Source organism: Gemella sp. GL1, assembly GCF_013415365.1.
Classification (GTDB): domain Bacteria; phylum Bacillota; class Bacilli; order Staphylococcales; family Gemellaceae; genus Gemelliphila.
Map to the genome: position 1 here is coordinate 76,245 of NZ_JACBYB010000012.1, position 20,710 is coordinate 96,954.

Consider the following 20,710-nt stretch of genomic DNA (forward strand, 5'->3'; position numbering starts at 1 on the left):
ATAAAAATAGACTAATTAACACATAATCAGTTTTAAAAACACTACAAATGTGATAAGATAAATAGATAATATTAAATAATTTAGTAAAGGGTATGATATGATTGAGAAAGGATTATTAATTGTACTATCTGGACCTTCTGGAGTCGGGAAAGGAACAGTAAGAAAAGCATTGTTTGAAAATAATGTAGACTATGAATATTCTATTTCTATGACTTCTCGCTCTAAGAGAGTGGGAGAAGAAGAAGGGATGGACTATTTTTTTAAGACAAAGGAAGAATTTGAAGAATTAATTGAACAAGGTGAATTATTGGAATATGCTAAATATGTGGATAATTATTACGGAACACCTGTAAAATATGTTAGGGAAACAATGGAGAAAGGTAAGGACATCTTTTTAGAAATAGAAGTTCAAGGAGCTGAGCAGGTTAAAAATAAGATGCCAGAAGCTTTATTTATTTTCTTGGCACCACCAAGTATTGTAGATTTAGAATGTCGTCTTAAAGGTAGAGGAACAGAAACTGAGGCGGTTATCCAAGAAAGAGTAGAAAAAGCAAGAAAAGAAATTCAAATGATGTATCTATATGACTACGTTGTGGTTAATGATGAAGTAGATTTAGCGGTTGATAGAATTAATGCTATTATTAAGAGTGAGCATTTGAGAAGAGAACGCGTTGAAATGCAATACCGTAGAGCTTTATTAGAATTAGAAGATGATGAAATTTAAAGGAGAATAGTGATGTTATATCCAAAGTTAGACGTATTAAAAAAAGCTGTAAATTCTAAATATATGTTAGTGTCTTTAGCCAGTAAGAGAGCTAGAGAATTATTTGAAAATCCTGAAGATGGAAAATTAGATGAATATGTTTCTCACAAAGAAGTAGGAAGAGCATTAGAAGAAATCGCAGCAGAAAAAATAAATGTTTTAAAAAAATAAATACTATAAAAAATATCTATAAATAAGAAAATTAGACTTATTAATCTAGTAGGAGTTATTAAAAGTAGTTTATAAAGTTGGAGATGAAACTTTAAGTATTACTTTAGACTTTTAAAATATATAGAGTTTTTATCCATTTTTATTCAAAATTTTTTGACTTATAATTAATGTAAATAAATGCTTAGGGGTTTTTCAAGTTAATTAGATTTTTTTAGCTTTAGTATCTAAATTTTCTATATTAGCTTTTACATTATTTTGAATTTTTATAGTATTATTTGTTAAGTTAAAAAACTAGTACATTTGTATTAGTTTTTTTATTATGGGGGATGAAATGAGTATATTTTTGTTAAAAATTAAAAAATTTTAAATCTTATATATCATTTTTTATAGCTACATCATATTTTAGAAATCACAGAAGTTAAGTGTTTTTATAAAACTTTTTGCTATTGATTTTTTCACTATATAATTCTTTTTTCATCTATCTATTACTATTTCATTTGACACTAGCTCTTTTTTGTACATCACTTGTTTTCATATAAAACTCCTTATTTAAAAAATATTATATACAATTGTAATATGAATGTTATTACTAAACAAACAATTGTTATTTTTTGTAAAATATTTAATTTCATAGTATACTAAAGATGAGTTCTACAATTAACTTTTCGGCTGATTATAGTTCATCTAAAAATTTTTAAAAGAGTATTGATTAATTGAATGATAGCTGTCGAAAGCTGTAAAACATTTATCACTTTCAATTTGTCATACTCTTTTTTATTTCGTTTAAATCTTATCTTTCTAAGATTACTCTTCTGCATTTTGCGACTATTTACTAACTTTTTTAAATCCTATGGTAAAAAAATAGAAATTATGATATAATTAGATTTGCTTTTGATGTGATCGCACCTTTTTAGGTGAGGAAAGTCCATACTCGCACAAGCTGAGATGCTTGTAGTGTTCATGCTAAACGAAACAATAAGTTTAGGTACACCTATGTTGTAACGGCAGACAAATATTCCTAAGTACTCTGTATATGGAATATTATATCTTGAAAGTGCCACAGTGACGGAGTTTTCATAGAAATATGAGAAGTGGAACGCGGTAAACCCCTTGAGCGAGCAATTCAAATTTTGGTAGAAGCACTTATTTCATAGAAATGAATATAGAAATAGGAGACAATAATATTGTCTAGACAGATGATCACAGCTATCTTTACGAAAGTTCTAGTTCTTGTTTGAGTAAGGATAGAGACAGAATATGGCTTATGATAAAGTAAATAACTAGGAGGTAGAATTTAATTCTACCTTTTTATTTATAGATTTTTACTAGGTTAATTTTGAGAAATATAGTACAATGATTATTAGTATATCAATCTAATTAGGAGAAAATAATGAAATATAATTTAGTTGCTACAACGCCTATGGGTTTAGAATCGATTGTAGCTAAAGAAGTACAGGAATTAGGATATGAAACTAAAGTGGAAAATGGAAGGGTATATTATTCGGGAGATAAGAGAGCTATAGTTAAATCTAACTTGTGGTTAAGATGTGCTGATAGAGTTAAGATTGTTGTTGCTAAATTTCCAGCTTATACCTTTGAAGAATTATTTGAAAAAACAAAAGCAATTGATTGGGCTAAGTATCTACCAGAAGATGCTAAATTTCCGGTAGATGGTCGAAGTCATAAGTCAAAATTGTTTAGTGTTTCGGATTGTCAATCAATTGTAAAAAAAGCAATAGTAGAAAAAATGAAAAAATCATATGGTATTTCTGGTTGGTTACAGGAAACAGGAGCAAGATTTAGGTTAGAAATTATAATGCTTAATGATGAAGCTACTATATTGTTAGACACTTCTGGAGATGGGTTGCACAAACGTGGTTATAGAGCTAACCAAGGGATAGCACCTATTAAAGAAACATTAGCTGCAGCAATGGTTAAGTTAACAAACTGGAAAGGTGATATTCCCTTTTATGATTTATTTTGTGGATCAGGTACTTTATTAATAGAAGCAGCAATGATGGCACAAAATATGGCACCAGGTATAAACAGAAAATTTGATTTTGAAAAATGGTACTGGATGCCAAAGGCATTAGTGGAGGAAGAAAGAAATTTTGCAGAAGAAGCAATTGACTATGAAAAAGAATTAGAATTATATGGTTCTGATTTAGATCCTAAAATGATTGAGACTGCTCAAAATAATGTTGATGAAATTGGCTTAGGTAGTCTTATAGAGTTAAAACAAATGACAGTTTATGATTTTGTTGCTAAAAAAGAAACAGCTTGCATAATTGCTAATCCACCTTACGGAGAGCGTATTGGGGAAAAAGCAGAAGTTGAGAAGATGTATCGTTTTTTAGGGCAAGCTTTAAAAGATAAACCATACTGGTCTTTATATTTATTAACTTCACATAAATTATTTGAGAATCTATATGGTAAGAAAGCTACTAAAAGAAGAAAATTGTTCAATGGTTCGATTGAGTGTACTTACTACCAGTACTGGGGAGAAAGATTAAGAAATAATAATTAAGGAGATTAAATTATGCATTTAACAAAAGGAACAGAACAGGCTATTTGCATAATGATTTTGTTGTATATTCAAGATAGAAATATTTATTTAAGTTCTAAAGAAATAAGTGAGCGTCTGGATATTTCTCAAACTTATCTGAAAAAAATTATGAGAAAGTTAGTTCTTAATAAATTAGTAAAAGCTAATCCAGGAGTAGGAGGCGGGTACAAATATCGACCTAAGAAAAAAGTAACATTTTATCAAATATATAAAGCTATAAACGGAAAAGTAGAGATTTTTGTTTTAAAATCTGACTATATCGAGAAAATATTTACAGGTGTTAGGCATACCCATACAAGATATGAAGAATATCTTGAGCATCTAAATGCTATAAACCTAGCTTTAGAGGAGGCCCTTAACTCATTTACGATTGATGATGTTGTAGCAAATATTTTGAAAGAAAATGTTGATATTAAGTTAGACTGGAATAAGTGGGAAAAAGAGTTAGAAAATATTTATAAAAAAATGGAAGAAAACAAAGGATTGTAGCTATGCTTACAATCTTTTATTAAATTAAGTAGGTAAGGAGAAAGAAAATGGTTGTCAATTTAATATATGCAAGTCTGACAGGGAATACAGAAACACTGAGTGAACTTGTAGTGGAAAAATTTCGTGAAAAGGATACTGATGTAGAATTACATTTTATTGAAGATATGGATGATTTTTCAATAGTGGAAGAATCAGATGCTTTTATAGTTGCAAGCTATACTTATGATGAAGGTGATATACCGAGTGAAATGGAAGAATTTTTTGAAGAATTAGCAGATATGGATTTATCTGGAAAGATATTTGGAGTTATAGGTACAGGAGATACAATCTATGAGCATTTTTGTTCTGCTGTAGACCAATTTGATAAACGAATAAAAGCTTCAGGTGCAAATAATCCAACTCAAAATTTAAAAGTTGAATTTGAAGTAGATACGGAAGAAGAAGAGGAAAATTTAGAAAAATTTGTTAAAGATTTTATAGCAGCATTAAATTAACTAGCCTAAGTGCTAGTTTTTTTAAGAGGAGGAATTAGTAGTTAAAAAATTAAAATTATGTTAGTATAAGTTATAAGTTTATTTTATTCAAAATTTTGGTGAAAGCATAATTTTGATATTTATTTAAGTAAATATTTAGGAGGAATTATGACACAATTTTTTAAAGAATATGATGTAATAGTAATAGGTGGGGGACACGCAGGAATAGAGGCTGCTTTAGCTTCTAGCAGAAAGGGTGCTAAAACACTTATGGTAACTACTAATCTAGATACTATTGGTTTTATGCCATGTAACCCAGCTATTGGAGGGCCAGCTAAAGGAGTAGTAGTTAGGGAAGTTGATGCTTTGGGTGGTGCTATGGCAAGAATAGCAGACAAAACTAATATTCAAATTAGAATGTTAAATACAGCCAAAGGACCTGCAGTTAGAGCTTTAAGGGTACAATCTGATAAAGTTCAGTATCAATTAGAAATGAAACGTTTATTAGAAAATACAGAGAATTTAGATATTGAGCAAGCAATGGTAAAAAGATTGCTAATAGAAGATAGTAAAGTAGTAGGTTTAGAAACTATGCTTAAAACACGTTATGGTGCCAAAGCGATAGTTATAACAACGGGTACATATTTACGTGGGGAAATAGTAATTGGAGAAACTAAGTATTCTTCAGGACCTAACCACCAGTTGCCATCTATTGACTTACCAAAACAATTAGAGGAATTAGGTTTTGAATTATTAAGATTTAAGACAGGAACGCCTCCACGAGTAAAGGCTGATACGGTAGATTTTTCTAAGACAGAAATTCAGCCTGGAGATGAGAAAGAATATGCATTTTCTTATGAAACAACAGAATTTGTTAAGGATCAAGTACCTTGTTGGTTAACCTATACAAATTCAGAAACTCATGAAATTATAGCTAATAATTTAGGACGTTCGGCTATGTATTCAGGAGTTATTAAAGGTACTGGTCCAAGATATTGCCCGAGTATTGAAGATAAGTATGTAAGATTTAATGATAAAGAGAGACATCAATTGTTTTTAGAGCCTGAAGGGCGTGGGACTAAAGAAATTTATGTTCAAGGTTTATCAACTTCTTTACCAGATGATGTTCAAAGGGATATGATTAAATCAATCAAAGGATTGGAAAATGCTACAATTATGCGAAATGGTTATGCAATAGAGTATGATGTAATTAATCCAACAACATTATATCCAACTTTAGAGACTAAATTGATTTCTGGCTTATTTACTGCGGGTCAATTAAACGGAACGTCTGGATATGAGGAGGCTGCTGGTCAAGGGATCATGGCTGGTATTAATGCAGCTGCTAAAGTATTAGGACAAGAATCTTTAATTTTGGGACGTGATGAAGCCTATATAGGGGTAATGATTGATGATTTAGTAACTAAAGGAACTAATGAACCCTACCGTTTATTAACATCTAGAGCAGAGCACAGGTTATTATTAAGACATGATAATGCTGATATGCGTTTATCTGACATTGCTTATAAAAATGGACTTATTAGTGATGATAGATATGAAGAATTCAAGAAAAAACGTGAATTGATTAATGAGGAAATTGAAAGATTAAAAACTTTTAGAATTACACCAACAAAAGCAACCTTAGAAAAAATGAGGGAATTGAATACTGCTGAACTTCGTGATGGTATTTTAGCTATTGATTTGCTAAGACGACCGGAGTTAACTTATTTACACATTATGTACTTAGCTAATCAAGAGGTCACATTACCTATGGCAATTATTGAGCAAATTGAAATAGAAGTTAAGTATGAAGGCTACATTAAGAAGTCACTACAACAAGTAGAAAAAATGAAGAAAATGGATGCTAAAAAAATTCCATTGGATATAGATTATAATGATGTTCCAAGTTTATCCCTAGAAGCTCGAGAAAAACTTATTAAAATAGCGCCTTTAACAATAGGGCAAGCATCACGTATCTCGGGAGTTAATCCAGCAGACATATCTATTTTATTAATCTATTTAGAACAAAAAAGAGCAGGAAAAACTAATGAATAAGGAAGATTTTTATAATAATTTAGAAATTAATGGGATTTTAATTAATGATTTACAAAAATCTCAATTAGAGAAATACTATAAATTAGTTGTATATTGGAATGAAAGAATTAATCTTACAGCTATAACAGAGGAAGATGATTTTTATACTAAACATTTTTATGATTCCATAGCAACTGCATTCTATCATGATTTTAAAGATGTAAAATCAATATGTGATGTGGGAAGTGGAGCAGGATTTCCATCGATTCCTTTGAAGATTATATACCCACATCTTGAAGTTACAATTGTGGATTCTTTAAATAAAAGAATTAAATTTTTAAATCTACTGGCAGAAGAATTAGGTTTAGAAAATTATAATTTTGTACATTCAAGAGCGGAAGATTTTGGACAAAACAAAAATTATAGAGAATCATTCGATATAGTTACAGCTAGAGCTGTAGCCAGGTTAAATGTACTATCAGAGTTATGTATTCCATTGGTAAAAAAAGGTGGTTATTTCTTAAGTCTTAAGGCACAGAAATCTAATCAAGAAAAAGAAGAAGCTACTAAGGCTATAAAATTACTGGGTGCTGAGTTAGAAACTGATTCAGAATTTTACATTGATGGAGATGAAAGACATATTCTAAAAATTATAAAGCTAAAAGAAACTCCTAATAAATATCCAAGAAAAGCAGGGACACCGCTTAAAAATCCGATAATATAAACTAGGAGATGCACTCTATTTTTAAATAGAGTGCATTTATTTTTGGGAAAAATAAAAAAAACTATTGAAATATTCTGAAAATATGTTATCATATTTTTATATCATTTATGTATTTATATTTATTGATATTAATTTTATATTTTAGGAGATATGTATTATGACTGAAAAACTAACATTTAAGTCTTTATTTAATACCGTATTAAACGGTATGGCTGTAGGGGTTGTTTCTGGTTTAATTGCTAATGCTGTATTAAGTGCAGTATTCAAATATGCAGGAATGTTATTTTTACCAGAATTTTTTAAAACAGCGTCTCAAGCAGTCTATTTATTACAATTTGCAGTACCGGTATTAGTTGGTACTGCCATAGGTATGACTATGAAGTTTACTGCATTAGAAAATACAGTTTTAGGTGCAGCACTACTGGTAGCTTCGGGTTCAATAGTTTATAATTCAGAATTAAAAGTATATACAACGGTACCGATGGGTGATTTAATTAATGTATTATTGATTGCTTTATTTGCTACTTACTTAATTCATAAATTAAGTGGTAAATTTGGGTCTTTAACAATCATTTTTTTACCGATAATTGGTGGGGGAATTCCTGCTTTAGTAGGTTTATATACATTACCACATGTTAAGAAAATTACTAAGTTTTTAGCTGATGGAGTAATGACATTTACTACTCTTCAACCAGCGACTATGGCAGTATTAATTGCTCTTTCATTTTCATTATTTATCGTAACTCCACTATCTACAGTAGCTATGGGAATTGTTTTGTTCTCTAATGCTAACTACTTAGGAGCTGGAGCAGCAGCAATCGGAGTTGTTTCAGCGGCGGCAGTATTAATGGTAGGTTCTATAAAAATTAAGAATCCTTCAGGGGTAAGTGTTGCTATCGTACTTGGAGCAATAAAACTTATGATGCCTAATGTAGCAAGAACACCCTTATTATTAGTTCCAATTTTTGCAACAGCCGCAGTTAGTGGATTAGGGGCTTGGTTCTTTAATATCTTAGGAGATCAAACAAGTGCTGGATTCGGAATAATTGGTTTGATAGGACCATTAAAAGCTATTGAAAAAGGAGCTAGTCTTTTAGTAGCATTATTAACTTATGTTGTAATTCCATTTTCATCAGCTTTCCTATTTGATAAGTTATTTGGAGATGTATTAAAATTATACAAAAAAGATGCTTATGAAAGTGGAAATTACGGAAAATAAAATATTTTTATAGACTATCCTGTAGGATAGTCTATTTTTTACAGGTTCATTATGTACAGAGACTATTCTTTATGGTAAAATAGTATGAAATATCTATATTGATTTAGAAAGGAAAACTTGTAATGACAAAGAAAACATTTTATATTACAACTCCTATATATTATCCAAGTGGTAATTTACATATAGGTCATGCCTATACAACAGTAGCATGCGATTCTTTAACAAGATATAAGAAAATAAAAGGTTATGATACTTTCTTTTTAACTGGAACGGATGAACACGGTCAAAAAATTCAAGAAAAGGCTAAAGAAAAAGCTATAAGTGAGCAAGAATATGTAGATGGAATGATTGCAGATGTTAAAAAATTATGGTCTGCAATGGAAGTTGATTATAGTAAGTTCATTAGAACAACTGATGAGTCTCATAAAAAAGCAGTTGCTGCAATTTTTGATAAATTATTAGAAAAAGGTGACATTTATTTAGGTCAATATGAGGGATGGTATTCGGTTAGTGATGAGGAATATTTTACAGAAACTCAGCTAAAAGAAGTTTTTAAAGATGAAGATGGAAAAATGATTGGAGGTATTGCTCCAAGTGGAAATGAAGTAAAGCTAGTGAAAGAAGAATCTTACTTCTTTAAAATGAGTAAATATGCAGATAGATTAGTAGAATATTATGAAGAACATCCAGATTTTGTTTTACCTGAAAGTAGAAAAAATGAAATGTTAAACAATTTCATTAAGCCTGGGCTTGAAGATCTAGCGGTAAGTCGTACAACATTTGACTGGGGAGTAAAGGTCAATTCAGATCCAAAACATGTTGTATATGTATGGATTGACGCTCTAGTAAACTATATCACGGCTTTAGGTTATGCAACTGGAGAAAGTGAAGAACTTTTCAATAAATATTGGCCTGCAGATGTCCAAGTAGTAGGTAAAGAAATAGTAAGATTTCATATTATCTATTGGCCAATTCTACTTATGGCACTAGATTTACCATTACCTAAAAAAATATTTGCTCATGGTTGGCTACTTATGAAAGATGGCAAAATGTCGAAATCTAAAGGGAATGTAGTGGATCCATATATGTTAATTGAAAGGTATGGACTAGATTCAGTGCGTTACTATCTAATGAGAGAAGTAGCTTTTGGACAAGATGGAATATTTACTCCAGAAAGTTTTATCGATAGAATTAACTCGGACTTATCTAATGACTTAGGTAATCTTTTAAACAGAACAATAGCTATGATTAACAAGTACTGTGATGGAATAATTCCTGCTTTTATTAAAACTGACAATGAGTTTGATAATGATTTAATTAATTCAGCTAAAGTTCTTGTTGAAGAATATGAGAACTATATGGAGTCTATGCAATTCTCTAGAGCATTAGAATCTGTTTGGAAATTTATTTCTCGTACAAACAAATATATTGATCAAACTTTACCTTGGGTGTTAGCTAAAGATGAATCCAAAAAAGAAGAATTGGATAAAGTAATGAATTATTTAGCAGAATCTTTACGTATTGCTACTATAGTAATTACACCATTCTTAACTCAAGCACCGGCAAAAATAAAAGAGCAGTTAAATTTAAGTGAGGAACATTTAGAATATGAAACAGTTTCAAACTTTGGGGTGTTTAAAGGGACTATTAAAGTAATAGAAAAAGCTGAGCCAATATTCCCAAGATTTGATAAAGAGCTTGAAGTTGAATATATTAAATCTCAAATGTCTGCTGAAGCATTAGAAAATCTTGAAACAGAGGAGAAAGAAGATACTTATGTAGCACTTGCAGAAGAAATTAGTATTGATAAATTCTTTGAAACTTCGCTAAGAGTAGGACAAGTAATAGAATGTGAAAAGATTAAGAAATCATCTAAACTTCTGAAATTTAAGATCGATATGGGGAATCACCAGCGTCAAATTTTATCAGGGATAGCTAAATTTTACAAACCAGAAGATTTAATGGGAAAAAAAGTAGCAGTAGTTGCTAATTTAAAACCTGTAAAACTAATGGGTGAATTAAGTGAAGGTATGATTTTATCTGCTGAAAAAGATGGAGTTTTAAGACTTGTAGAAATTAATTCTGAAGTTCCAAATGGAGCGGAAATAAGATAATTAATAAAAGTATCTCAATAATTATTGAGATACTTTTATTAATTATTGAGAGTAATGATTAAGGATAATAATTTGACATTCCTTGATATTTAAAATATACTTTTAAAAGTTGAATAAAATAAATAGGAGATATGTGTGTAGAATGAATAATGATTTTAAAGATATATTATTAGGTAGAAGAAGTGTTAAAGTTTATGATAAAAATGTAAAAATTTCAAATGAAGAATTATTAAAAATGATAGAAGAAGCTACTAGTGCTCCGTCATCAGTAAATTTTCAGCCTTGGAAATTTGTAGTAGTAAATACGGAAGAGGGGAAAAAAAAATTGCGTCCTCATGTAACTTTTAACACGGAACAAAATGATACATCTTCAGCTATGATAGTTGTATTAGCAGACTTAAAACCACAAAAATCAGCAGAGAAAATATATGATAAAGCAGTAGAGAAAGGTTATATGTCTAAGGAAGTTAAGGAAAAATTATTCCCAATGTACACTAAGATGTATGATTCTTTTTCAAAGAAACAAATGATAGAGGTAGTTAAAATTGACGCATCGTTAGCATCTATGCAGCTAATGCTTGTAGCAAGATCCCACGGTTATGCTACTAATGCCATAGGAGGTTTCGATTCTGAGGGTGTCTTAAATATGTTGGGACTAAGTAAAAATGAATACTGCACAGTTATGTTAATTTCTATTGGTAAAGCGGCAAAAGAAGGTAGACCAAGTGTGAGACGTGATGTGAGAGATATTGTCACTTTCTTGTAAATATATAATTAAAGAAGTAGCAATTTAGAAATGATATTATAGTAAATATGCGAAAGTATATATTAAATTGTAAATAAGTATAAGCAGATAAAAGTTACTTTGATAAAAAGTTAAATTTTATTTTATTCTTAAAAGTAACTTATTTTAATAGTTACAAAAATTATCAAAAAAATTTTCACAATAAATATTTATATATTTAGATATTTTGAATTAATAATCCTTCTAAAAAGAAAGCTATAATTTTCAATCTTTTCAGAAGCAAGAGCCCCATAGTATTTTTCAAAAACTTGTTGTAAGATATAGATATAAAAATAAATAAAATTTTAAGGGGAGAGAATAAGATGTTAAATCAAGTGACTTTAATAGGAAGATTAGTTAGGAAACCAGAGTTAAGAACGAGTGAATCTGGCTTAGAATATCTAAAGGCATGCATTGCTGTACAGTCTTATAAGTCAAAAGATGGATCTGTTGAATTTATAGATTTTACCGCTTTTGGAAAGTTAGCCCATAATACAGTTAAGTATTGTGATAAAGGGAGTATGATTAATATAGTAGCTTCCTTATCAAATAATACCTATACAGATAAGAATGGTGTTAATCATTATCAGTTGTCTGTAATAGCAAATCAGATAAATTTTTTAAGTAGAGTGAATAAAAAAGAAGAAATTAAAGATATGGATGATGTCTTTACCTTGGGACAATAAAAAGAGCTATAGTAGAAATACTATAGTTCTTTTTATTTAGATAAATAAATAAATATGTGCTAAAATAGAAAAATATGAATTTTTAAATAGAGGTTTAATTATGAGAAATAAAATCTATATAAAAGGGATAGAGATATATGCTTATCATGGTGTATTTCCAGAAGAGACATGTTTAGGACAAAAATTTATTTTTGATATTGAGGCTAGTCTAGATTTCAAGAATGCTATGTTTACTGATGAACTAGACCAAAGTGTAAGCTATGCTGATATTGCTAAAATAATAGAAGAAGTTTCAACAAATAATACTTACAAATTATTAGAGAGATTAGCCTTTAAAATTGCAGAAACAATATTCGAAAGACATAAATTGATAGATGATATTAGTTTGACTATCGATAAACCTAATGCACCTGTAAAGCAACTATTCAAAGAGTGCGGTGTTTTTTTAAAAATTTCTAGAAGAGAGTTAGAGGAATTAATATGATTGTTTTAGCTTTGGGTAGTAGTATAGAACCTAAAGATAAGTATTTGAAAGATGCTTTAGTAGAAATTGAAAAAAAATATCCAATATTGAAAAAAAGTAAGGTATATAAAACTTTAGCATGGGGTGGAGTTGCAAAAAATGAATTTTTAAATATGTGTATAGTTATAGAAACTCAGGAAGATGCTTATAAATTATTGGAAAATTGCCATGAAATAGAGTACAGATTGGGTAGAACTAGAGATCAACATTGGGCAGATAGAACAATAGATATAGATATAATTCTATATAATGATGATGTATATAATGATGAAAAATTAATTGTACCTCATAAATATATAAAAGATAGAAATTTTGTTTTAAAGCCATTAATAGATGTAGTAGGAGATATAGAATTAGAGGATGTTAAGCTAAGTACCTGGTTAGAAAAAATTAAAGAAAAAATAGAAATAATAGATATAGGAGTAGATAATGTTTAAAATTAGAGATATAGATATATCGAATAGAGTAGTACTTGCCCCTATGGCTGGGGTTTGTAATGCAGCTTTTAGATTAACAGTAAAAGAATTTGGTGCAGGATTAGTTTGTGCTGAAATGGTAAGTGATAAAGCTATCTTATTCAATAACCAAAAGACTATGAATATGTTATATATAGATCCTAGAGAAAGGCCCTTAAGTTTACAAATTTTTGGAAGTGAAGCCGAAACTTTAGTAGAGGCTGCTAAATATGTAGATAAAAATACAGAAGCGGATATTATTGATATTAATATGGGATGTCCAGTTCCGAAAATAACTAAAAGTGATTGTGGCTCTAAATTATTATTAGATCCAGATAAAATTTACGATGTAGTATCTAGAGTTGTTGATGCAGTAGCTAAGCCTGTAACTGTAAAAATGCGTACAGGATGGGATGAGGATAAGATATATATTCATCAAAATGCTTTAAATGCTGAAAAAGCAGGGGCTTCCGCTATTGCTATTCATGGTCGTACTAAGATGCAGATGTATACAGGAAAAGCTGATTGGAAGTATGTAAAAGAAGTAAAAGAAATGTTAAAAATTCCTGTTATTGGTAATGGAGATATTACTAGCCCAGAAGAAGCTAAGATGAGATTAGAGGAGACTGGATGTGACGCAATCATGATTGGTCGTGCAGCTTTAGGTAATCCATGGATGCTGTATAGAACTGTAAAATATCTAGAAACAGGCGAAATAGCAAATGAACCGGCTCCAAGAGAAAAAATTGATGTATGTTTATTACATTTAAGAAGATTAATGGAAATTAAACCTGAGAAAGTTGCAGTACATGAGATGAGAAAACACGCGGCTTATTACATGAAAGGTATCAAAGGGGGAGCTAAAGTAAAAGCACGTTTAAATGAAATGAATACTTATGCAGAAATGGAAGCACTACTTTCTGAGTATGTAGATTTTGTAGAAAATAAAGAGAAGAAGATTATTTTATAATAAGTCTATATAATTTAAGAAAGTGGTGACATAATGAAATTTAATTTTAAAAATGGTAATCTTATATTACTTCTATCAATCGTCTGTACATATGTATTATCTTTATTCTTGATGCCAAAGATAACATTGCATTTTTTAAATATAACAGAAGCAGGACAAAGATATTACGTCTTATTATTTTGGCAAGTAATAGCTATAGTAATAATGACTATAATTATACAAAAAAATGGACTAAATTCTTTAGAAAATACTAATCAAAGATATGGTTTTCTAAAATCCGTAGGTAAAGGAATGTCTTTCTTTTTTATAATGATGTTGTTACAAATGATATTAAGTATAATACTTCAAATATTAGCCCATATTTTTTCTTTTAATCCAGTTAGTCAAAATACCCAAGAAATTTCTCTAGCAATTAAAAGTCAACCAATTATAATACTTTATGTTGTTGTATTTGCTCCTATATTGGAAGAATTAGTGTTTAGAAAAGCTATATTTGCTTATCTTTACGATATAATAAATACATCCAGAGAAAAATTAAGATTTATATTAGCTGCTTTTTTATCTGGATTAATATTTGCAATTCCTCATGACGGGATTTCACCAATAGCTATTGTTTATATAGTTATGGCTATGATTTTTGCATATTTGTATAAAAAAACATCAAATATTATAGCACCAATAACAGCACATATATTGATGAATTTAGCAGTAGTTATAGTACAAATTAATTTGGCATAGGCGGTATAAAAATATGAAATCAAAAAAATGGTTATCCTTAAATTATTTTTTACAATTTGCGGTTCAAGGAGTATTTTTTCAATATTGGTTAGTTTACTTGACTGTGACCAAAGGTTTTACAGTACTTGAAGCGAGTTCTATTTTTGCAATGGTGTACATAGGAAGATTTGTAGGAGGAGTTGTATTAGTCACTAGTTTAGTAAATAAATTTGATATGAAAATATCATATAGAATATTAAGTATAGGTGGCTTATTGTCGGCATTGCTTTATAACTTTACAGATAGTAATTTAACTTTGAGTATAGTTACTTTATTTGTAGGTGCAACATTTTTTTCTTTATCTCCACTAACAGAGACAGCCGCTTCTATATTTCTAAGAAAAGAAAATTTAGATTACGGTAAAGTAAGAATGTTTGGGTCTGCATCTTATATGCTAACGGGACTAATAGTAGGTACAATATTAGCTTATATAAGTAAAGAATTTATATATTATATATTGATTGCGCTGATAATAAGCCATGTAATATTTGTCTTTATTCCGCTTCCAAAATCTTTAGAAGATAGTGAGAGAGATGAAAAAGAACCTATTTCTTTCTATTGGATAAAAGATGATAAGAATGCAATATTAATAATATTATTATTTTTTCTATTACAATTAAGCCATGCTGCCTATAATAATTATAGTGTATTATATGTAGAGAGTTTAAATTTATCAGTGAAGTGGATGTTAGGAATTTTAATTAGTCTTTCAATAGTAGCTGAAATTTTATTCTTCGCTTTTTCTAATAGGATTCCCTTAGAAATAAATATTAAGAATTTAGTTACGTTTGTATGTTCAGTTGCAGTATTTAGATGGGCAATATTAGCAATATTTCCCAATATATACATATTTGCTTTTACGCAACTATTACATGCAATTACATTTGCTTTGGCACAGCTATCTTTCATTTTGCTTCTGAATAAAAATTTTTCTTCAAGAAAAATATTAACTATGCAAAATTTATATTCATCAATAGCTTTCCAATTATCAGCCTTTATAGGTATGTACATAGTAGGATATATTTGGGAAATTAGTACAGAAATGGTATTTGCAGTATCGTCATTAATAGCCTTAATGGCTTTAATATTATCAAGAAAGTTGAGATTAAAATAAAAAAAGCAATAGAAATTTTCTATTGCTTTTTTTGTTGATTAAATAAGTTATCTAAGGAAGAAGTTACCAAAATTTTTTCAAGAGTAATTGGGTGAATAAACTCTATTCTTATAGCACCTAGATACATATTTTCATACATACCGTAGTCTTTAGAGTAAAGCCTATCACCTAGAATAGGATTATTTAAGTAGGCTAGGTGAACTCTGATTTGATGAGTTCGTCCTGTTTCTAAAGATAGGGTTAGTTTATATTTATCCTTAAATTTTTCACATTTTAAAATATTGGTAATGGCTTTTTTTCCTTTTGAAGTGACAGCCATTTTGTTTTTGTTTATAGAATCACGCCCAATATTAGTTATGATTGTCTGTTCTTGCATATAATTCTTTACAAGAGCATAATAAATCCGCTTTATTTTTCTTTTTTCTAACATATAATCTAATTTTGATTTTACCAGGCTTGATTTGGAGAATACTACCAATCCACAGGTATCAATATCAAGTCTATGAATAGCTTCTAAGTATGGTCTATCACCTATGAGATAGTTTACAAGACTATCATTTTCAAGTGTTGTTTGGTTAGGGTGAGTTTTCATACCAAATGGTTTAGAAGCTATTAAGATATATTCATCTTCATATTCAATTTTAATGTTTTTAGAATTATTTTTTATATAGTTAGATTTAGCAAGTTCTATGTCAATATTTAAAAGATCTTTTGAATGTATTTGTTTATATAAAGTTACATTTTCTCCATTTAATTTTATTCCATCTTTTGCCATATTAAGCACATGTAAATTTTTTTTAGATAATAATAAAAATTTACTTAGATAATCTCTAATAGTTTTATAATCTTTATTTATAATAAATTTCATTGCTTGTTATCCTTTGATTTTTCTATATTTAATTGTATCATTAAAAAAATTTTTTGTAAATTTTAATAAAAACTATTGTCAAATTTAGTCAAATAGTGTATAATTAAATAAAGTCAAAAAAGGTCAAAGCGAGGTATATTTTATGAATATAGAAAAAATGACTAATTCAATGAAAGAACTTCTTGCTAAATCACAAGAGAAAGCAAGAGAAGTAAAGAGTCAATTTATAACTAGTGATATATTAATTTATGAAGCATTATCCTATAATAATTTATTTTTTGATATAGTATCTAGGATTGGTGCAAATGTAAAAGAAATTTTAAAAGATTTAGATATAGAGATTAAGAAAATAAATGCTGTTTCTGGTCAAGGTATAGAATATGGAACAAATATAAGTGGTGATTTGTATATCTTGCTTCAAGAAGCAGATAAATACAGAGAAAAGTATGAAGATACTTATCTTTCCTTGGAGCATGTAGTACTAGCAGCATATATTAAAAATGAAATAATAAAGAAAAATATAGATAAAAAATCAAACTTAGAAAAATTAGAAAAATTAATACTTACAATAAGAGGGGGTAAGAAAATTATGACACAAAATCCAGAGAACACTTATGAAGTTTTAGAAAAATATGGACGTAATTTAGTAGAAGAAGTCAAAAATGGAAAGATCGATCCAGTAATAGGTCGTGATGATGAAATTAGAAATGTAATAAGAATATTGTCAAGAAAGACTAAGAACAATCCAGTTTTAATTGGAGAGCCGGGTGTTGGGAAGACAGCAATAGTAGAGGCTTTAGCTCAAAGAATAGTTAGGGGAGATGTACCAGAAGATTTGAAAAATAAAACTGTTTTCGAATTAGATCTAACTAGCTTGATTGCAGGAGCTAAATTTAGAGGAGAATTTGAAGAAAGATTGCAAGCTGTTCTTAAGGAAATCAAAGAACAAGATGGAAATATTATTTTATTTATTGACGAGATTCATATGCTAGTAGGGGCAGGAAAAACTGATGGAGCTATGGATGCAGGTAATATTTTAAAGCCAATGCTTGCTAGAGGAGAACTACACTGTATTGGAGCAACTACTCTAAATGAATATCGTAATTACATAGAAAAAGATTCTGCCTTGGAAAGAAGATTCCAAAAAGTTCTTGTTAAAGAGCCAACTATTGAAGATACTATTTCTATATTAAGAGGACTTAAAGAAAGATTTGAACTATATCATGGAGTTAAGATATCAGATAGGGCAATAGTAGATGCTGCTGAATTATCTGACAGATATATTAGTGATAGATTTTTACCGGACAAGGCAATAGATCTTATAGATCAAGCTTGTGCAACTATAAAAACAGAAAATTCTTCAAATCCAGAAGAATTAGATAGTATTAATAGAAAGATAATGCAGTTAGAAATAGAAGAAAAAGCCCTAAATTCTGAAGATGACGAAATTTCAGCTAAGAGATTAGTAGATATAGAAAAAGAGTTAGCAGAATTAAGAGAAAAACAAGATAAATTACAGTTGCAAGTAGATAAAGAAAAAGAAAAAATTGAACTTGTGAGTAAGTTAAGATTTGATATAGATAGGGTAAAATTAGAATTAGAAAAGGCAGAGAATGAGTATAACTTAGAAAAAGCATCAGAATTAAAATATTCTATATTGCCAAAATTAGAAGATGACTTAAGAGAAGCAGAAGATACCTTTTCAAAAGACGATTATATGCTATTGAAACAAGAAGTGGGAGGGAATGAGATTGCTAACATAGTAGCACAAATAACAGGGATACCTGTAAAAAGACTTGCTGAAAATGAAAAAGTAAAATTAATAAATTTAGCAGATAGTTTACATAAGAAAGTAGTAGGGCAAGATGAGGCTGTGCAAAGTGTAACAAATGCTATCATTCGTTCAAGAGCAGGAATATCTGATCCTAATAGACCAATAGGTTCTTTCTTATTCCTTGGACCAACTGGAGTAGGTAAAACAGAACTGGCTAAAGCATTAGCACTTAATCTATTCGATGATGAGAGAAATATAGTAAGAATAGATATGAGTGAGTATATGGAAAAACACTCGGTAAGTAGATTAATAGGAGCACCTCCAGGATATGTGGGCTATGAAGAAGGAGGACAGTTAACAGAAGCTGTTAGAAGAAATCCTTATAGTATAATTTTATTAGATGAAGTGGAAAAAGCTCATACAGATGTATTTAATATTCTATTGCAACTATTAGATGAAGGAAGATTAACAGATTCTAAGGGAGTAAATGTTGACTTTAAGAATACTATTATTATAATGACATCAAATATTGGTTCTTTAGATTTATTAGAAAATGCTAAAGATGGTAATATAGATGATGAAACAAGAAAAGGAGTAACTGATCAATTATACTCTTATTTCAAACCAGAGATTCTAAATAGAATGGATGATATAATAATATTTAGTCCATTAAGTAAGAAAAATATAGGAGCTATTGTAGAAAAATTATTAAATGATTTAGTAGAGAGACTAGGTAAACGCAATCTAAAACTTACTTATACAGAAGAAGTAATAAAATGGATAGCAGAAGCAGGCTATGATATTAAGTTTGGAGCAAGACCATTGAAAAGATTTATTCAAACTAATATAGAAAATAAACTAGCTTTGGAAATAATTAGGAAAAGTGTAGAAGAAAATAGTTACATAAGTCTAAACTACAATGGAAATTTAGATATAGAAATAAAATAATATAAAGCAGACTGATTTATTATCAGTCTGCTTTATATTATTTTATAAGTATGATAAGATAATAGAGATATATGAGGAATAGTGAAATAGAAGGAGGGTGTAGAAAATTAGATTAAGAATGGTTAAAGATAGTGATTCTACTAGGTTGTTAGAAATATACTCTTATTATGTAGAAAAAACAAATATAAGTTTTGAATATGGTGTTCCTAGTGAGGAAGAATTTAAAGACAGGATAAGGAATATATCATCGAAATATCCTTATATTGTAGCAGAAAAAAATGGCATAGTACTTGGATATGCATATGCTAATACATTTAAAGAAAGGACTGCTTATAATTGGACAGTAGAGTGGTCGATATATCTTGATAAAAATTATTCTGCTAAAGGACTAGGGCAAATATTATTAGATAAACTTATAGAAATATTAAAAATGCAAAATATAGTAACTATTCAAGCTTGTATAACATATCCAAATGAAAAAAGTATTATTTTTCATGAAAAAAACTCATTCAAGAAAGTAGCACATTTCACTAAGGTAGGTTATAAATTTGGTAAGTGGCATGATGTTGTTTGGTATGAAAAGGCATTAACTAAGCATGAAGATAATCCAGGAAAAGTTAAATGGATAGGAGAAATAGATGTTGAATTTTAGGGGGATATATGACAAAACAAATTAAAGAAATAGTAGAAAAATATTATTTAGATTATGAAACAGTTCCTTATATATCAGACGATAGGGATTTTGATACTTGGTTAAAAGAGGTTTCTTTATCAAAATCTAAATTGGTGCCGAAGAAAAATATGGAAAAAACAGACGAGGGTCTGATTGCAGGGGATATTATTTTATTATGGCGTGTACATTTTGGGACATTTACAACTGACACAGTACAATCAAACTATTTTCCAAAATATTTTGAGTATACATATGGTATAAATGGAGAGAAAAATCTAGAGAATTTATTAGAAAACGAATTGGTTTACATAAAATCAATTATGGAATCTTTGAAACATACACCATTAGCAATATTAAAAAACTTACTAAAAGAAAAGTCTATTAAAGGTGTATCAAAGATGAAGAAAGATGATGTACATATTGCTATAAGAGAGAATTATAGTGAAGAAGAATTGTTAAGCAAGGAATTGATTAGAGAGTATGCTCTGACTGAAAAAGGGGAAGCTGCATTAGAGAATAATCAGGCGATAGTTGATAAGCATCCTAAAAAGAAATATTAGTTAAAGTAGATATTAAATATCTGTT

Annotated in this window: 20 protein-coding genes and 1 other RNA gene; 20 read left to right on the top strand and 1 reads right to left on the bottom strand. The window is 29.1% G+C overall.

Annotated elements, in window-relative coordinates; all coding sequences use genetic code 11:
• Positions 1 to 97 precede the first annotated feature (97 nt).
• From gmk to HZY82_RS03345, 17 genes are all read left to right on the top strand, one after another.
• Entirely contained in the window at positions 98 to 724 is a 627-nt protein-coding gene (gmk, locus tag HZY82_RS03265; protein ID WP_167753208.1) for a guanylate kinase, read from the top strand.
• Between the two features lie 12 nt (positions 725 to 736).
• Positions 737 to 934 carry a DNA-directed RNA polymerase subunit omega gene (gene rpoZ / locus HZY82_RS03270; RefSeq protein ID WP_135155973.1) on the top strand — a complete coding sequence of 66 codons (198 nt, stop codon included), beginning with the start codon at positions 737 to 739 and terminating at the stop codon, positions 932 to 934.
• 888 nt (positions 935 to 1,822) lie between these two features.
• Positions 1,823 to 2,204: RNase P RNA component class B (gene rnpB, locus HZY82_RS03275), an RNA gene on the top strand.
• Between the two features lie 120 nt (positions 2,205 to 2,324).
• Complete coding sequence (locus tag HZY82_RS03280; RefSeq protein ID WP_135155972.1) at positions 2,325 to 3,461, top strand: THUMP domain-containing class I SAM-dependent RNA methyltransferase; 1,137 nt, start codon at positions 2,325 to 2,327, stop codon at positions 3,459 to 3,461.
• 12 nt (positions 3,462 to 3,473) lie between these two features.
• Complete coding sequence (locus HZY82_RS03285; protein ID WP_135155971.1) at positions 3,474 to 3,989, top strand: Rrf2 family transcriptional regulator; 516 nt, start codon at positions 3,474 to 3,476, stop codon at positions 3,987 to 3,989.
• Between the two features lie 47 nt (positions 3,990 to 4,036).
• Positions 4,037 to 4,483: a flavodoxin domain-containing protein gene (locus tag HZY82_RS03290; protein ID WP_135155970.1), complete on the top strand. Its 447-nt coding sequence runs from the start codon at positions 4,037 to 4,039 to the stop codon at positions 4,481 to 4,483.
• A gap of 147 nt (positions 4,484 to 4,630) precedes the next feature.
• Positions 4,631 to 6,517, top strand: a complete 1,887-nt coding sequence (gene mnmG / locus HZY82_RS03295) for a tRNA uridine-5-carboxymethylaminomethyl(34) synthesis enzyme MnmG (protein WP_135155969.1) — start codon at positions 4,631 to 4,633, stop codon at positions 6,515 to 6,517.
• Positions 6,510 to 7,220 (top strand): 16S rRNA (guanine(527)-N(7))-methyltransferase RsmG, encoded by a 711-nt coding sequence (rsmG, locus tag HZY82_RS03300; protein WP_135155968.1) that lies wholly within the window; start codon positions 6,510 to 6,512, stop codon positions 7,218 to 7,220. The genes mnmG and rsmG overlap by 8 nt, the downstream gene beginning before the upstream one ends.
• Before the next feature lie 157 nt (positions 7,221 to 7,377).
• Positions 7,378 to 8,439, top strand: coding sequence for a PTS sugar transporter subunit IIC (locus tag HZY82_RS03305; RefSeq protein WP_135155967.1), 1,062 nt, complete (start codon positions 7,378 to 7,380; stop codon positions 8,437 to 8,439).
• A gap of 122 nt (positions 8,440 to 8,561) precedes the next feature.
• On the top strand, positions 8,562 to 10,553 hold the full coding sequence (gene metG, locus HZY82_RS03310; RefSeq protein ID WP_135155966.1) for a methionine--tRNA ligase: 1,992 nt from the start codon (positions 8,562 to 8,564) through the stop codon (positions 10,551 to 10,553).
• Positions 10,554 to 10,695: 142 nt separating this feature from the next.
• Positions 10,696 to 11,319 carry a nitroreductase family protein gene (locus HZY82_RS03315; RefSeq protein ID WP_135155965.1) on the top strand — a complete coding sequence of 208 codons (624 nt, stop codon included), beginning with the start codon at positions 10,696 to 10,698 and terminating at the stop codon, positions 11,317 to 11,319.
• Positions 11,320 to 11,660: 341 nt separating this feature from the next.
• Positions 11,661 to 12,023, top strand: a complete 363-nt coding sequence (locus HZY82_RS03320; RefSeq protein ID WP_135155964.1) for a single-stranded DNA-binding protein — start codon at positions 11,661 to 11,663, stop codon at positions 12,021 to 12,023.
• Positions 12,024 to 12,123: 100 nt separating this feature from the next.
• A complete protein-coding gene (gene folB / locus HZY82_RS03325; RefSeq protein ID WP_135155963.1) occupies positions 12,124 to 12,507 on the top strand; it encodes a dihydroneopterin aldolase in 384 nt (127 codons plus the stop codon).
• Positions 12,504 to 12,983 (top strand): 2-amino-4-hydroxy-6-hydroxymethyldihydropteridine diphosphokinase, encoded by a 480-nt coding sequence (gene folK / locus HZY82_RS03330; protein WP_135155962.1) that lies wholly within the window; start codon positions 12,504 to 12,506, stop codon positions 12,981 to 12,983. The genes folB and folK overlap by 4 nt, the downstream gene beginning before the upstream one ends.
• On the top strand, positions 12,976 to 13,971 hold the full coding sequence (gene dusB / locus HZY82_RS03335) for a tRNA dihydrouridine synthase DusB (protein ID WP_135155961.1): 996 nt from the start codon (positions 12,976 to 12,978) through the stop codon (positions 13,969 to 13,971). Before folK ends, dusB begins: the two co-directional genes overlap by 8 nt.
• Positions 13,972 to 14,004: 33 nt before the next feature.
• On the top strand, positions 14,005 to 14,709 hold the full coding sequence (locus HZY82_RS03340) for a CPBP family intramembrane glutamic endopeptidase (RefSeq protein ID WP_179938631.1): 705 nt from the start codon (positions 14,005 to 14,007) through the stop codon (positions 14,707 to 14,709).
• Positions 14,710 to 14,722: 13 nt separating this feature from the next.
• Positions 14,723 to 15,862 carry an MFS transporter gene (locus tag HZY82_RS03345; RefSeq protein WP_179938633.1) on the top strand — a complete coding sequence of 380 codons (1,140 nt, stop codon included), beginning with the start codon at positions 14,723 to 14,725 and terminating at the stop codon, positions 15,860 to 15,862.
• Positions 15,863 to 15,881: 19 nt separating this feature from the next.
• Here the strand turns inward: HZY82_RS03345 and HZY82_RS03350 are convergent, their stop codons facing one another.
• Entirely contained in the window at positions 15,882 to 16,730 is an 849-nt protein-coding gene (locus HZY82_RS03350) for an RluA family pseudouridine synthase (protein ID WP_135155958.1), read from the bottom strand.
• Positions 16,731 to 16,872: 142 nt separating this feature from the next.
• Here HZY82_RS03350 and HZY82_RS03355 point away from each other — a divergent pair, with 142 nt between their 5' ends.
• The 3 genes from HZY82_RS03355 (at position 16,873) to HZY82_RS03365 (ending at position 20,685) form a co-directional block, all read left to right on the top strand.
• On the top strand, positions 16,873 to 19,452 hold the full coding sequence (locus tag HZY82_RS03355) for an ATP-dependent Clp protease ATP-binding subunit (RefSeq protein WP_179938635.1): 2,580 nt from the start codon (positions 16,873 to 16,875) through the stop codon (positions 19,450 to 19,452).
• A 118-nt stretch (positions 19,453 to 19,570) separates the two neighbouring features.
• Entirely contained in the window at positions 19,571 to 20,104 is a 534-nt protein-coding gene (locus tag HZY82_RS03360; protein ID WP_209304962.1) for a GNAT family N-acetyltransferase, read from the top strand.
• A gap of 8 nt (positions 20,105 to 20,112) precedes the next feature.
• Positions 20,113 to 20,685, top strand: coding sequence for a hypothetical protein (locus HZY82_RS03365; protein ID WP_135155955.1), 573 nt, complete (start codon positions 20,113 to 20,115; stop codon positions 20,683 to 20,685).
• Positions 20,686 to 20,710: the final 25 nt, after the last annotated feature.